Consider the following 13708-nt stretch of genomic DNA (forward strand, 5'->3'; position numbering starts at 1 on the left):
CAGCGGCCGCCGCACGCGCGAGCCGCTCAGAGCTCCCGCCGCGCCCCCGCCGAAGGCACCGCCGGGAACACCCTCGGGGTCGTGTGGCCCGCCGCGGTGAAGGCCTCCAGGATCGACTTCGTCACCGGGGCCGCGTCCGTCTCCTCCACCAGGACAACTGCCGAGCCGCCGAAGCCGCCGCCCGTCATGCGGGAGCCCAGTGCGCCTGCCGCGTTCGCGGAGGAGACCACCAGGTCCAGCTCTTCGCAGGAGATGCGCAGGTCGTCCCGCAGGGAGACGTGGCCCTCGGTCAGGATCGGGCCGATCGCCCGTACCTCCCCCGCGTCGAGCAGGCCGATGACCTGCTCCACCCGGTGGTCGTCCGAGACGACGTGGCGGACGTAGCGGCGGATCCGGTCGTCCGGCAACTTGCTGAGAGCTGCGGGGAGTTCGGCGTACGGCACGTCCCGCAGGTGGGTGACGCCCAGGATGCGCGCGCCCTCCTCGCAGCCCGCCCGGCGTTCCGCGTACGCGCCGTCGCCCAGTTCGTGCTTGACCCGCGTGTCGACGACCAGGAGCTGCAGGCCGTGTGCCGCCAGGTCGAAGGGCACCTGGCGGGTCGTGAGGTCGCGGCAGTCCAGGTGCAGGGCGTGGCCCTCGGTCGCGCACGCGGACGCCATCTGGTCCATCACGCCGCAGGGCACGCCCACGAAGGCGTTCTCGGCGCGCTGGGCCAGGACCGCCAACTCGGGCCCGGTCAGGCCCAGTTCGTACAGGTCGTTCAGGGCCAGTGCCGTGACGACCTCCAGGGCCGCCGACGAGGACAGGCCCGCCCCCGTCGGCACGGTCGACGCCAGGTGGATGTCCGCGCCGCCGGAGACCTCGTGGCCGGCCTCCCACAGCGCCCACACCACGCCCGCCGGGTACGCGGCCCAGCCGCCCTGCCCGTACTTGGAGAGGGGCGTCAGGTCGTCGACCCGCAGTTCCGTGACCGGGGCGTCGATGTCCGCCGAGTGCAGGCGCAGGACGCCGTCCGTGCGGCGCGCCACCGCCGCCACCGCCGTGTGCGGCAGCGCGAGCGGCATCACGAAGCCCTCGTTGAAGTCCGTGTACTCGCCGATGAGGTTGACCCGGCCGGGAGCCGACCAGACCCCGTCCGCCGCGTACCCGTACAGATCGGCGAACTGCCCCGCTACGTCCATCAGTTACCCCTTGTCCCCAATTACCGCTGGGCGAACGCCCACGCGTCCGCGACGATGCCCGCGAGATCCGCGCGGGACGGGTTCCAGCCGAGCTTCTCGCGCGCGGTGGCGGCGGAGGCGACGAGGATCGCCGGGTCGCCGCCGCGGCGCGGGGCCATGACCTCGGGGATCGGGTGGCCGGTGACCTCGCGGACGGTCTCGATGACCTCGCGCACGGAGAAGCCGTTGCCGTTGCCGAGGTTGCAGATCAGATGCTCGCCGGAGGTGGCGGCCTGCACGGCGAGGAGGTGCGCCTGGGCGAGGTCCGCGACGTGGATGTAGTCGCGGACGCAGGTGCCGTCCGGGGTCGGGTAGTCGTCGCCGTAGACGGAGATCGCCTCGCGCTTGCCCTGGGCGACCTGGAGGACCAGGGGGATGAGGTGCGACTCGGGGTCGTGCCGCTCGCCGAACATGACCTGCGAAGACGCCGCGTACGCGCCCGCCACGTTGAAGTAGCGCAGCGACACCGCGGCCAGGCCGTGGGCCACCGCCTCGCCCGTGATCATGTGGTCGACGGCGAGCTTCGACGCGCCGTACGGAGAGGTGGGGGCGGTCGGGTCGGCCTCCGTGATGGGGGTGTTGACCGGCTCGCCGTACGTCGCCGCCGTGGAGGAGAAGACGAGCTTGCGTACGTCCGCCTCGCGCATCGCGGCGAGCAGCGCCATCGTGCCGCCGACGTTGTTGTCCCAGTACTTCTCGGGCTTCGCGACGGACTCGCCGACCTGCGAGAAGGCGGCGAAGTGCAACACGGCGTCGAAGGAGGAGTCCAGCCACTTGGCGGCATCCCGGATGTCGCCCTCGACGAACGTCGCGTCGGCCGGGACGCCCTCGCGGAAGCCGGTCGAGAGGTTGTCCAGGACGGTCACCTCGTGCCCGGCCTCGATCAGATGCTGGGCCACCACGCTTCCCACATAGCCCGCCCCGCCGGTGACCAGGTACTTACCGCTCATGAACTCGCTACCTCTCGCAGTCGCTGGGCCGCGGCTTCCGGCGGCACGTCGTTGATGAACACGCTCATGCCGGATTCGGAACCCGCGAGGAACTTCAGCTTGCCCGAAGTGCGGCGAATGGTGAAAAGCTCGAGGTGCAGGGCGAAGTCGTCCCGATTGACCCCGTCATGTCCGTCGAGCGCGCCGAAGGGCGCCTGGTGCCAGGCGGCGATGTACGGAGTGAGCGCCGCGCCCCCCTCGGGCCCGCCTTCCCCTTCCCCGAAGATCCGGTCGAAGCGCCTCAACAGTTCCAGATAGACCTGGGGAAACTCTGTGCGCGCGGCTTCGTCGAGCCCGAGCAGGTCCGGCACCCGGCGCTTGGGGTAGAGGTGCACCTCGTAGGGCCAGTGCGCGGAGTAGGGGACGAAGGCCACCCAGTGCTCGGCGTCCAGGACGACGCGTTCACCGGCCGACTCCTCGGCCACGACGTCGTCGAAGAGGTTGTGGCCGGTCGCCTCCTTGTGCGCGGCGAGCGACTTCAGCATGAGGGACGTGCGCGGGGTGACGAAGGGATAGGCGTAGATCTGGCCGTGCGGGTGGCCCAGGGTCACGCCGATCTCGGCCCCGCGGTTCTCGAAGCAGAACACCTGCTCGACGGAGGGGAGGTGTGAGAGCTCGGCGGTCCGGTCGGTCCAGGCGTCCAGGACGAGGCGGGCCTGCGCCTCGGTGAGGTCGGCGAAGGACGCGTCGTGGTCGGAGGTGAAGCACACGACCTCGCAGCGTCCCGCGTCCCCGGCCAGCGAGGGGAAGCGGTTCTCGAAGACGACCACGTCGTACGCGGAGTCGGGGACCTCGCTCAGGCGCTCGCCCTCGGAGGGGCAGAGCGGGCACTCGTCGGCCGGCGGGTGGTAGGTGCGGCCCTGGCGGTGCGAGGCGATGGCGACCGCGTCGCCCAGGAGGGGGTCCCGGCGGATCTCCGATGTGGTGGAGATGGGGTCCAGGGGCCTCCGGTCGATGGCGTCGCGCACCGCGTCGTCGCGCGAGTCGTAGTAGATGAGCTCACGACCGTCGGCGAGACGGGTCGAGGTCTTCTTCACGTCCGGGGCTCCTCACCAACACCCATCCAACATAACCGCACATAACAAATCACAAGGCAACAGCATCGTCAATGGCGCGGCTACAGCGAGGCGCAAACAGGCCCACCTGGGCGGCAGCTATGCGTCCGATCACAATCCAACAAAGAACACCAACAGAAGTCTTCAGTTCTTGAAGCGAGAAGCGTAGGTTCCGGTCTGATCAGTTCGCGCAACGAAGCGAGTTCCCCATGCAGTCCCCCACACAGACCCTGGCCGAGGGGCTTCGGCTGCCCACCAACGGCCTCGACTACGCGATCCTCGCGATCTACTTCGCCGTGGTCCTCGGCATCGGCTTCGCCGCCCGCCGCTCCGTGAAGACCAGCCTCGACTTCTTCCTCTCCGGCCGCTCCCTGCCCGCCTGGGTCACCGGCCTCGCGTTCGTCGCCGCGAACCTCGGTGCCACCGAGATCCTGGGCATGGCGGCGACCGGCGCCCAGTACGGCGTCGCGGTCGTCCACTGGTACTGGATCGGCGCCATCCCCGCGATGGTCTTCCTCGGCCTCGTGATGATGCCGTTCTACTACCGCAGCAAGGTCCGCTCGGTCCCCGAGTACCTGCTCCAGCGCTTCGACAAGTCGGCGCACCTGCTCAGCTCGGTGCTCTTCGCCTTCGCCGCGATCCTCATCGCGGGCGTGAACCTCTACGCCCTGTCGATCGTCGTCGAGGCGCTCCTCGGCTGGCCGCAGTGGGTGGCCATCGTGGTCGCCGGGTTCTTCGTCCTGATGTACATCACCATCGGCGGCCTCTCCTCGGCGATCTACAACGAGGTCCTGCAGTTCTTCGTGATCCTGGCGGCGCTCATCCCGATCTGCGTCATCGGCCTGAAGAAGGTCGGCGGCTGGGACGGCCTGAGCGGCTCGATCGAGAAGTCGCACGGCGCGGACTTCATGAGCGCGTGGGGCGGCACCGGCATCGGCGACGCCAACCCGCTCGGCGCGAACTGGCTGACGATCATCCTCGGCCTCGGCTTCGTGCTCTCCTTCGGCTACTGGACGACCAACTTCGCCGAGGTGCAGCGCGCCCTGTCCGCGAAGAACCTCTCCGCCGCCCAGCGCACCCCGCTGATCGCCGCCTTCCCGAAGATCTTCATCGTCTTCCTGGTGATGATCCCGGGCCTGGTCGCGGCCGTGCTCGTGCCGAAGATCGGCACCGCGGGCTCGGACCTGACGTACAACGACGCGATCCCCTACCTGATGCAGGAGCTGCTGCCCAACGGCGTGCTCGGCATCGCGGTGACCGGTCTGCTCGCGGCGTTCATGGCGGGCATGGCGGCGAACGTGTCGTCCTTCAACACCGTCTTCACGTACGACATCTGGGCGAAGTACGTGGTCAAGGACCGCGAGGACGGCTACTACCTGAAGTTCGGCCGTCTGATCACCGCGATCGGTGTCCTCGCCTCCATCGGAACGGCCTTCATCGCCTCGTCGTTCTCGAACATCATGGGGTACCTGCAGACGCTGTTCTCCTTCTTCAACGTCCCGATGTTCGTGGTCTTCATCATCGGCATGTTCTGGAAGCGCGCCTCCATGAAGTCCGGTGTGTGGGGCCTGCTCGCGGGCACGACCGCCGCGATGGTCAACTACTTCTGGATCTACAAGCAGGGCGTCATCGACATCCCGACCGACCAGGGCGCCAACTTCGTCTCGGCGATCGTCGGCTTCGTCGCGGGCGCCGTGGTGATGGTCGTGGTCACGCTGTTCACCGCCCCCAAGCCGGAGGCCGAACTGGCCGGCCTGGTCTACGGGACGGAGTCGCCGGACCTCGACGAGCCGCCGGCCGAGGGCGACGACGCCTGGTACCGCAAGCCCGCGCTGCTCGGCTGGGGAGCGATCGTGCTCGCCGCGCTCTGCTACCTGCCCTACTCGCTCTAATCCCGATCGGAGGTCTGGAAGAACATGTCTGAACTGCGCAACGAAGTCTCCGCACTGGAGCGCAAGTCCGCCACGGCGGCCCGTCTCTTCGACATCCGGCGGATCATCGGCGGTCTGTTCGTCGTCTACGGCATCATCGTGACGATCGCCGGAATCTCCCCGTCCGACGCCGACATGAAGAAGGCGGAGGGCATCAACATCAACCTCTGGACGGGCCTGGCCATGCTGGCGCTCGGCCTCTTCTTCCTCGGCTGGCTCTGGCTGCGGCCCACACCGCCGCCCACCGAGGCGCCGGAGGAGGACACGTAACACCCCGAGGCGGGGCCCGAGTTCACTGTGCCGGTGACTCGGGCCCCGTCGGCGTCTCCACGTCCTGCGGGTAGGCCGCGACGGGACGTTCCGCGCGGTCGAGCAGTCCCGTGCGCGCGGCGAGCGCGGCTGCCTCCAGGCGGGAGCCGACGCCCAGTTTCATCAGGACCCGCTGCACGTGCGTGCGCGCCGTGCTGGGCGCGATCCCCATGCCGGCGGCGATGAGGCGGGTGTCCTCGCCGTCCGCGACCCGCACCAGGACCTCGACCTCGCGCGGCGTGAGCATCTGGAGCAGCCGCTGCCCCTCGTCGTCGGGCTGCGCGGCCGGATTGAGCAGTTCGCTGAACGCGCCTTGGAGCAGCTGCGGCGCGACGGCCGCCTCGCCGGCTCTCGCCTTCATGATGGCGCGCTCGACACCCTCGATGCGCTCGTCATGGCGTACGTACCCGGAAGCACCCGCGGCGAAGGCCGCCGCGATGCCGCGCGGGCTCGGCACCGGGCCGAGCACCACCACGGCCACCTGCGGCCGCTCCCGCTTGATCTTCACGACCGGATCGAACATGCCGGTCTCCGCGGGTGTCGCCGTGCCGAGCAGGCAGACCTCGGGTGCCCGGCTGATGACCAGCTCCGCCGCCCCGGCCGCGGGCGCGGCCGCGGCGAGCACCCGGTGCCCGCGCAGCTTCAAGGCCGAGGCGAGTGCCTCGGCGAGCAGTCGGTGGTCGTCGACCACCATGAGTCGCACACCCATCGAGCAGCCCCCCACTTTCCCCCACGGAACCCCCACGGATCGAGGGCCCCCCGGCCCCACGCCCACTCATCCCCCGGAAGCTACACGCTTGTTCGACGCTGCGCGCCCCCTCCCGGCGATAAGCGGCCCGGATTGCCGAAATCCCGGCCATATTCGAGTGATAAGGAGTACGTGCGTACGGAACGGTGCACGCGCGGAGACGAAACGGCCCCGCTCCTTTTCGGGAACGGGGCCGTCCGGTGCGTACGCGGAGGTCAGAGGGCTTACTGGGCGACGAAGCCCAGGGCCGTGTACTCCTTCTCGTCCTTCGAGTACGGCTTGCTGATCAGTTCCTTGCCGAGGTACAGCCTGCCGTCGGCGTAAAGGAGTTCGTTCGATTTCGGGACCATGCCGCTGATGGCGCTGCCGACGGATTCGGCCGCGGGGGTCTCCAGGAGCTTGGTCTCCTTCATCGTCTTGCCGTTGAGGGAGACGACCTGGGCGCCCTTGTCGTAACCGGCGTCCTTGTAGGCCAGGATGTTGCCGCCGTCCATGCGGATCGGGAACATCTCGCCGTTCTCGCCCGCGTCGGCACGGTCACCCGTGGTCTTGCCGGTGGCCAGCGAGAACGAGATGATCTCGTTCGTCTGGCTGTAGCCGTCGCCGCCGCCGTCGTGCTGGCGGGTCGGGACGTAGAGCTTGTCGTTGCCGACGGTCAGCGAGGAGCAGGCGTAGACGACGTTGACCTCGCAGTCGTGGTCGTACTTGCCGTCGGGCAGCGAGATCTTGGCGCGGAGCTTGCCCTGGTCGTCGAGGGAGAAGGCGTCGGTGACGCCGCTCGCGGTGATCTCCTGGGTGTCCTGGCCGAAGACGATCGGACGGGTCGAGATGATCTTGGCGTTGTCGACGCCCGGCGTCACCGGGTACGTCCACTTCGACTTGCCGGTCTTGGCGTCGAGGAGCTGGATCTTCAGCTTCTCGTCGCCGTAGTCGCCGCACTTCTGGACGGCGACGAGCTGCTCGCCGCCCGCGTAGCCCTCGTCCTGGCACTCGTCACCCGGGGTGGGCTCCCACAGGTGGTCGCCCGAGGTGAGGTCGAAGGCCGCGCCACCGGCGCTGGAACCGGCCGCGACGGTGCTGCCGCTGATGGTGACCTCCTGGACGCGGGCGTCCATGCTGCCCTCGTCGATGGTCTCCGTCCAGAGGCTCTTGCCGTCCTTCAGGTCGACCGCGGAGATCTGCGAACAGGTCTTGTGGTCACCCTTCTTGGTCCGCTTGCCGTCCTCGTAGGCGACCGCGACGATGCCGTCCTTGGTGACCTCGCGCGATCCCGCGCAGGTCTGCCCCTTCAGCGGCAGCGTCCACAGTTCCTTGCCGTCGGCGGGGTTGTACCCGACGATCTCGTTGACGCCCGCCTTCGCGTAGACGTCCTCGGTCAGCCAGGAGCCCTTGATGCTCCACACGTCGTCCTTGGGCACCTCGGGCTGCGGGAGCTGCATGGAGACGGTGGCGCTGGTGTTGGCCGGGACCTTCTCCTTGCCGGGACCGCTCGGGCCCTGCTCGCCGCCGCCCTTCTTGTCCTCGCCGCCCTTGCCCGTGGGGCCCGCGGAGCTGGCCTCGTCGTCCTTCTTGTCCGAGGTCGAGGCGTAGAAGACACCGCCGCCGACGATCAGGGCGATGGCGACGACCGCGCCGATGATGATCTTCATCTGGCCGCTGAGCTTCGACCCGCCGGAGCCGCCGGGCCCACCTGCCTGCGGAGCCATCGGCATCGTGCCGGGCTGCTGGTAGGCGCCGTACGGAGGCTGCTGGCCGTACGGCTGCGTCGGCTGGTTGTACGGCTGCGTCGGCTGGCCCGGGTAGCCGTAGCCCTGGGGCTGGCCGGGGGGCGGGGTGCCGGGCGCCTGCGGGTAGCCGTAGTTGGGCTGGCCCTGCGGCTGCGTCGGAGGCTGGGCGGGCGGCGCCGGCGGCTGCGCGGGCGGCGGGGTCTGCGGGTAGCCGTACGACGGGTTGTGCGGCTCGGGGGCCTTGCCGAAGCCGACCGGCGGGGGATCCTGGGGGGCGCCGAACTCGCCCTGCGGGGGCTCGTTGGGCGGCTGGGGCGGCTGGGTCATGACGTCGATTCCTTGGGGACGAGAGATGAACTGAGCGACGAAGAGGGCGCGGGCGCCTGCCCGGCGGAGAAGGTCACTTGCCGTAGGCCAGCATCAGCTTCTCCTGGCCCTTCGCGCTGCCCGAGAGCCGCGTGGTGGAGAGGTAGAAGCGACCGTCCACGTAGTCGACGTCCTTCGAGAAGAAGCCGCTCTCGATCTCCGAGGTCCCCTCGGGGTTCTTCAGGAGCGTCTTCGGCTTGTGCGAGCCCGAGAGCGGGATCGAGACGACCTGACCGCCGGAGTCGTACGCGGGGTTGACGTAGGCGATCAGTTCACCGCCCTCGACCTTCATCGGCAGCATCGATTCCTCAAGGGGCGACTTCACGCGCCAGGCCTCCTTGCCGTCGGCCAGGCTGATCGCCACGACCTCGTTGGCACCGGAGGTCGCCTCGGTCGGCAGGTAGAGGTTCTTGTCGTCGGTCGTCGCGCCGAGGCAGCCCTGCAGGCTGCCGCCGAGGAACGTCGAACCGCCGCACTCCGGCGCGAACTTCTCGTCCACGCCGACCTCAGAGCGCGTGGCGCTGCTGTTGGGCCTCAGCGTGGTGATGTTCCACTGCTTCTTGTCCTCGTTGGTGAGGTAGACGATCGTCGGGCTCTCGGAGTAGATCCGCCCGATCTGCCAGCCCTTGGGGAATTTCTTCGTCCACACGGCTTTGCCGGTCTTCGGGTCGATCTGCTGGAGCTCGTCGTGCTCGGTGGGCGAGCTCGCGCCGCACGAGAGCGCGCGGAGCATCTTCTTGCCGCCGGTGAAGCCGCTGGGGAAGCAGGTGCCCTCGTCCTTCTTGCCGGAGACGAAGAGTTCCTTGCCGTCGCTCATCCGCAGCGCCGTGCCGGACTGGGAGCGGCCGACCATCAGCGTGTCACCGGTGATGGAGAGGTCGACGTCGCTGGAGAAGTCGAACAGCCCCTCCTCCTTGACCGGCTTGGTCCAGCCCTTCTCGCCGGTCTCCAGGTCGACGACCTGGACCTGGCTGCACTTGGCGGAGTCCTTCTGGCCGTCCTTGTACGCGACGACGATCTTGTTGTCCTTGGTGACCTGCGGCGTCGTGCCGCAGATCTTCTGCGGGAACTTGACCGTCGGCCAGGCCTCGTCGCCCGTCTTGACCTTGTAGGCGGTGATCTCCTTGTACGCCGCCTTGATGGCGACGTCACCTTGGATCCACATGCCCTTGGCGTCGGCGCCGGAGCCGGGCACCTTGGGCGCCTCCTTGTACCAGAGCACCTTCGCCTCGCCGGGCTGGCGGCCCGCGTTGAGGTCTTCGTGCTGCTCGCCGTCACCGCTGCCGTCGCCCGGGTTGACCGGTGCGGACTCGCTGGACTTGGGGTCGTCGCTCTTCTCGGCGGCCGTCTTCTTCTTGCCGCCGCCGTCGTCACCGCCGACGACCGCCCAGGCAACACCGCCGATGACGAGCGCCGCGGCGGCCACGGCCGCCACGACCAGGCCGGGCTTGCCCTTGAAGGGGTTCTTGCCGCCGCCACCGCCGACGCCGGGCGGGTGGGTGCCGGGCACGCCGGGGGGCGGGAACTGCTGCTGCGGGTACCCGTACTGGGGCTGCTGGGCGTAGGGGCCCGGCTGCGTGGGCTGGCTGTAGGGGCCCGGCTGACCGGGCTGCGTCGGCTGGCCGTACGGTCCGGGCTGACCCGGCTGCGTCGGCTGGCCGTACGGGCCGGGCTGGTTGTACGGTCCGGGCTGCTGCGGGTAGCCGTAACCCGGCTGGGGCGCGGGTGGCGTCTGCGGGTAGCCGTAGCCGGGCTGGGGCGCGGATGCGGGCGGCGGGGTCTGCGGGGCTCCCGACGGCGGGGCCGGCGGCTGACCGGGCATCTGCGGTGGCTGACCCGGTGGCTGCGGCGCGGATCCCTGGTCCGGATCCTGCGGAGCTCCGAAACCGCCGGACGGCGGCTGGTTGGGCGGCTGAGTCATCAGCGCTTCCCCCTTCACTGATTTTTCGGCACGCCAAGTGGTGCTCAGGCCGCCCTTTCTATCACCCTGCGGCACTAGCACAACTGACCGGTCCGTCCCCTGTTCCCAAGGGAGGACCGGCCCGTGATGCGTCTGTTACGAGACCTCTACGCGCTCTCCGCGAGCTCCAGCCAGCGCATCTCCAACTCGTCGCGCTCGCTCACGAGTTCACGCAACTCGGCGTCCAGTTTGGCCACCTTTTCGAAGTCGGTGGCGTTATCGGCGATTTGAGCGTGGAGCCATGTCTCCTTCGTCGACATCTTGTCCAGCTGCCGCTCGATCTTCTGCAGTTCCTTCTTCGCGGCGCGTGCGTCGGCGGAGGAGATCGCCGTCTTCTGCGGGGCCGCGGAGGGCGCCGCGGACGTGGCGACGGGTGCCGACGGAACGCCTGCTTCCGCCATCCGCTTGCGTCGCTCCAGGTACTCGTCGATGCCGCGCGGGAGCATCCGCATCGTGGCGTCGCCGAGCAGCGCGAAGACCTTGTCGGTGGTGCGCTCCAGGAAGAACCGGTCGTGGGAGATCACGACCATGGATCCCGGCCAGCTGTCGAGGACGTCCTCGAGCTGCGTCAGCGTCTCGATGTCGAGGTCGTTCGTCGGCTCGTCGAGGAAGAGGACGTTCGGCTCGTCCATCAGGAGGCGAAGCAGCTGGAGCCGCCGCCGCTCACCACCGGAAAGGTCACCGACGGGAGTCCACTGCTTCTCCTTGTTGAACCCGAACGTCTCGCACAGCTGCCCGGCGGTCATCTCCCGGCCCTTGCCGAGGTCGACCCGCTCACGGACCTGCTGCACGGCCTGCAACACCCGCAGCGTCGGCGAGAGTTCGGCGACCTCCTGCGACAGGTAGGCCAGCTTCACGGTCTTGCCGACGACCACCCGCCCCGCCTCGGGCTGTACGTCGCCGTCGGAGCGCTGCGCCTCGGCCATCGCCCGCAGGAGAGAGGTCTTGCCCGCGCCGTTGACGCCGACCAGGCCGATGCGGTCGCCGGGGCCGAGCTGCCAGGTCAGGTGCTTGAGGAGCACCTTCGGTCCGGCCTGCACGGTCACGTCCTCGAGATCGAAGACGGTCATGCCGAGCCGGGTCGTGGCGAACTTCATCAGCTCGCTGGTGTCACGCGGCGGCGGTACGTCGGCGATGAGTTCGTTGGCGGCCTCGATGCGGTACCGCGGCTTGCTGGTGCGTGCGGGGGCGCCGCGCCGCAGCCAGGCGAGCTCCTTGCGCATCAGGTTCTTGCGCTTGGTCTCCTCGGTGGCCGCGATGCGCTCACGCTCGGCGCGCGCGAAGACGTAGTCGGAGTACCCGCCCTCGTACTCGAAGACGGACCCGCTCTGTACGTCCCACATGCGCGTGCACACCTGGTCGAGGAACCAGCGGTCGTGCGTGACGCAGACGAGCGCCGAGCGCCGCGTCCGCAGGTGCCCGGCGAGCCAGGCGATGCCCTCGACGTCCAGGTGGTTGGTCGGCTCGTCGAGCACGATCAGGTCGGGCTCGCCGATGAGCAGCTTCGCCAGGGCGATACGGCGGCGCTCGCCACCGGACAGCGGCCCGATCACGGTGTCGAGTCCCTGCGGGAAGCCCGGCATGTCCAGGCCGCCGAAAAGGCCGGTCAGCACGTCGCGGATCTTGGCGTTGCCTGCCCACTCGTGGTCGGCGAGGTCACCGATGACCTCGTGCCGCACGGTGGCCTCGGGGTCGAGCGAGTCGTGCTGGGTCAGCACGCCGAGCTGCAGCCCGCCGTTGTGCGTGACCCGCCCGGTGTCGGCCTCCTCCAGCTTGGCGAGCATCCGGATGAGGGTCGTCTTGCCGTCTCCGTTGCGCCCCACGACGCCGATCCGGTCCCCCTCGGACACGCCGAGGGAGACACCGTCGAGCAGGGCACGGGTGCCGTACACCTTGCTGACTGCCTCGACATTGACCAGGTTGACGGCCATTAACGCTCCAGGGAAGGGGATCGATCGACCTCCAGCGTAGTCGGAGACGCCGGCCTCCGGCCCGGGGGCCGGTCGGGGCCGCTGATCAGCAGGACCGCGCCCCTGGGGCCCCGCCCCGCACGCCCCGGCCCGCCCGCTCGACAAGCAGCCATCCCGCCAGGGCCATGCCCACCGCCACCGGCGCCGTCACCCGCACCGCGACCAGCATCGCCGTACGCCCTTCGAGCAGTCCCCCGAAGCCGACCATGGAGAGGCCGAGCACCCCGAAGAGGCAGAGCGTGACGCCCACGGCGGCGGCCGGGCCCGCACCCGGCGCACCGGTCGACTCCCTTGCCGCGACCGGCTTCTCGAACCGGCGGAAGGCGGCGACCAGCAGAGCGGTGAGCATCACGGCGGCCGCCATCCGCAGCGGGACCTGCGTCCACCACTGCGCGGTGGCCGGCTCGGGCAGCCGCACGTCCGCCGCGATCAGCACCCCGTACACCCCGAGCATCGCCGTCAGGTGCCACAGGAACGCCGTCATCGATACACCGTTCGCGGCCACCACGCCCCGCCACACCCGCGGCCGCGCCAGCCACCGGGTCGCGGGTCCCCGCAGCATCTCCACCGCGCCCACCAGCCACACACCGTGGCAGAGCAGGGCGAAGGTCGGCGGAGCCATGTTCGAGACGCGCTCGCCGGGCATGCCCACCATGGAGAGGGGGTACGGCCCGAGGGCCACCAGGGCCGCGGCTCCCGCGAGGCCCGCCCCTGCCATGGCCGCCGGCATCCGCAGCCTGCCGTCCGCCCGCAGGAAGCCCAGCTGGTGCACGGCGAGCCACACGAAGGCGAAGTTCAGGAACTCGACGTACGGGACACCGAACGCGAAGCGCGCCAGGTCCACCGCACCCGCGGCGAGCACAAGCCCCCCGAACGCGCCCCAGCCGTACCGCTCGTGCAGCCTCAGCAGCGGCGGCGTGAACGCCACCATCGCCAGATAGATGCCGATGAACCACAGCGGCTGGGCGACGAGGCGCAGCGTCACGTCCAGCAACGCGCTGCCCTCGCCCGCGAGTTGAACCGCCAGAGCCGCGACGCCCCACACCCCGATGAAGACCATCGTCGGCCGCAGCAGCCGCTGCAGCCGTGCCCGCAGGAACGCCGAGTAGACCGAGCCGCCGCCCTCGGGGGCCTTGCGGCTCAGGGAGCGGTAGGACAGCGCGTGCGAGAAGCCGCCGACGAAGAAGAACACCGGCATGATCTGCAGCGCCCAGGTGAGCACTTGCAGGTCGGGCACGACGGCGAGGAGGTTGCCGACCTCGGTGCGGCCGTCGTCCCCGACGGTCACCGCCGCCATCAGCCAGTGGCCCACGACGACCGTGCCGAGCGAGGCGATCCGCAGCAGGTCGATGTACCGGTCGCGCCCGGCGGGCGTCTTCTCGGCCAGTTCACGAACGCTTGATCCCATGTACGTACGGTCGCGCGCGGCGTAC

Annotated in this window: 10 protein-coding genes; 2 read left to right on the forward strand and 8 right to left on the reverse strand. The window is 69.7% G+C overall.

The window, feature by feature from the left end; all coding sequences use genetic code 11:
- Positions 1 to 26: 26 nt before the first annotated feature.
- The 3 genes from galK to galT are packed head-to-tail and all read right to left on the reverse strand — an operon-like array spanning position 27 to position 3246.
- The gene (galK, locus tag AB0M70_RS19895) at positions 27 to 1181 is read right to left on the reverse strand and encodes a galactokinase (RefSeq protein WP_365821275.1); all 1155 of its coding nucleotides are present in this window, start codon (positions 1179 to 1181) and stop codon (positions 27 to 29) included.
- Positions 1182 to 1201: 20 nt separating this feature from the next.
- Positions 1202 to 2170 (reverse strand): UDP-glucose 4-epimerase GalE, encoded by a 969-nt coding sequence (gene galE / locus AB0M70_RS19900; protein WP_365821276.1) that lies wholly within the window; start codon positions 2168 to 2170, stop codon positions 1202 to 1204.
- On the reverse strand, positions 2167 to 3246 hold the full coding sequence (gene galT, locus AB0M70_RS19905) for a galactose-1-phosphate uridylyltransferase (protein WP_365821277.1): 1080 nt from the start codon (positions 3244 to 3246) through the stop codon (positions 2167 to 2169). Before galT ends, galE begins: the two co-directional genes overlap by 4 nt.
- Before the next feature lie 227 nt (positions 3247 to 3473).
- Between galT and AB0M70_RS19910 the strand changes: the two genes are divergently transcribed.
- Together AB0M70_RS19910 and AB0M70_RS19915 are read left to right on the forward strand one after the other, a co-directional pair.
- The gene (locus tag AB0M70_RS19910; RefSeq protein WP_365821278.1) at positions 3474 to 5156 is read left to right on the forward strand and encodes a sodium:solute symporter family protein; all 1683 of its coding nucleotides are present in this window, start codon (positions 3474 to 3476) and stop codon (positions 5154 to 5156) included.
- 24 nt (positions 5157 to 5180) lie between these two features.
- Positions 5181 to 5465 (forward strand): hypothetical protein, encoded by a 285-nt coding sequence (locus AB0M70_RS19915; protein WP_365821279.1) that lies wholly within the window; start codon positions 5181 to 5183, stop codon positions 5463 to 5465.
- Positions 5466 to 5487: 22 nt separating this feature from the next.
- Here AB0M70_RS19915 and AB0M70_RS19920 read toward each other — a convergent pair whose 3' ends face one another.
- From AB0M70_RS19920 to AB0M70_RS19940, 5 genes are all read right to left on the reverse strand, one after another.
- A complete protein-coding gene (locus tag AB0M70_RS19920) occupies positions 5488 to 6213 on the reverse strand; it encodes a response regulator transcription factor (protein WP_365821280.1) in 726 nt (241 codons plus the stop codon).
- 263 nt (positions 6214 to 6476) lie between these two features.
- Positions 6477 to 8306, reverse strand: coding sequence for a PQQ-binding-like beta-propeller repeat protein (locus AB0M70_RS19925; protein ID WP_365821281.1), 1830 nt, complete (start codon positions 8304 to 8306; stop codon positions 6477 to 6479).
- Between the two features lie 73 nt (positions 8307 to 8379).
- A complete protein-coding gene (locus AB0M70_RS19930; RefSeq protein ID WP_365821282.1) occupies positions 8380 to 10266 on the reverse strand; it encodes a PQQ-binding-like beta-propeller repeat protein in 1887 nt (628 codons plus the stop codon).
- 146 nt (positions 10267 to 10412) lie between these two features.
- Positions 10413 to 12236 carry an ABC-F family ATP-binding cassette domain-containing protein gene (locus AB0M70_RS19935; protein ID WP_365821283.1) on the reverse strand — a complete coding sequence of 608 codons (1824 nt, stop codon included), beginning with the start codon at positions 12234 to 12236 and terminating at the stop codon, positions 10413 to 10415.
- 85 nt (positions 12237 to 12321) lie between these two features.
- The gene (locus AB0M70_RS19940; protein ID WP_365821284.1) at positions 12322 to 13683 is read right to left on the reverse strand and encodes an acyltransferase; all 1362 of its coding nucleotides are present in this window, start codon (positions 13681 to 13683) and stop codon (positions 12322 to 12324) included.
- Between the last annotated feature and the right edge of the window lie 25 nt (positions 13684 to 13708).

Source organism: Streptomyces sp. NPDC051214 (assembly GCF_040682375.1).
Lineage (GTDB): Bacteria > Actinomycetota > Actinomycetes > Streptomycetales > Streptomycetaceae > Streptomyces.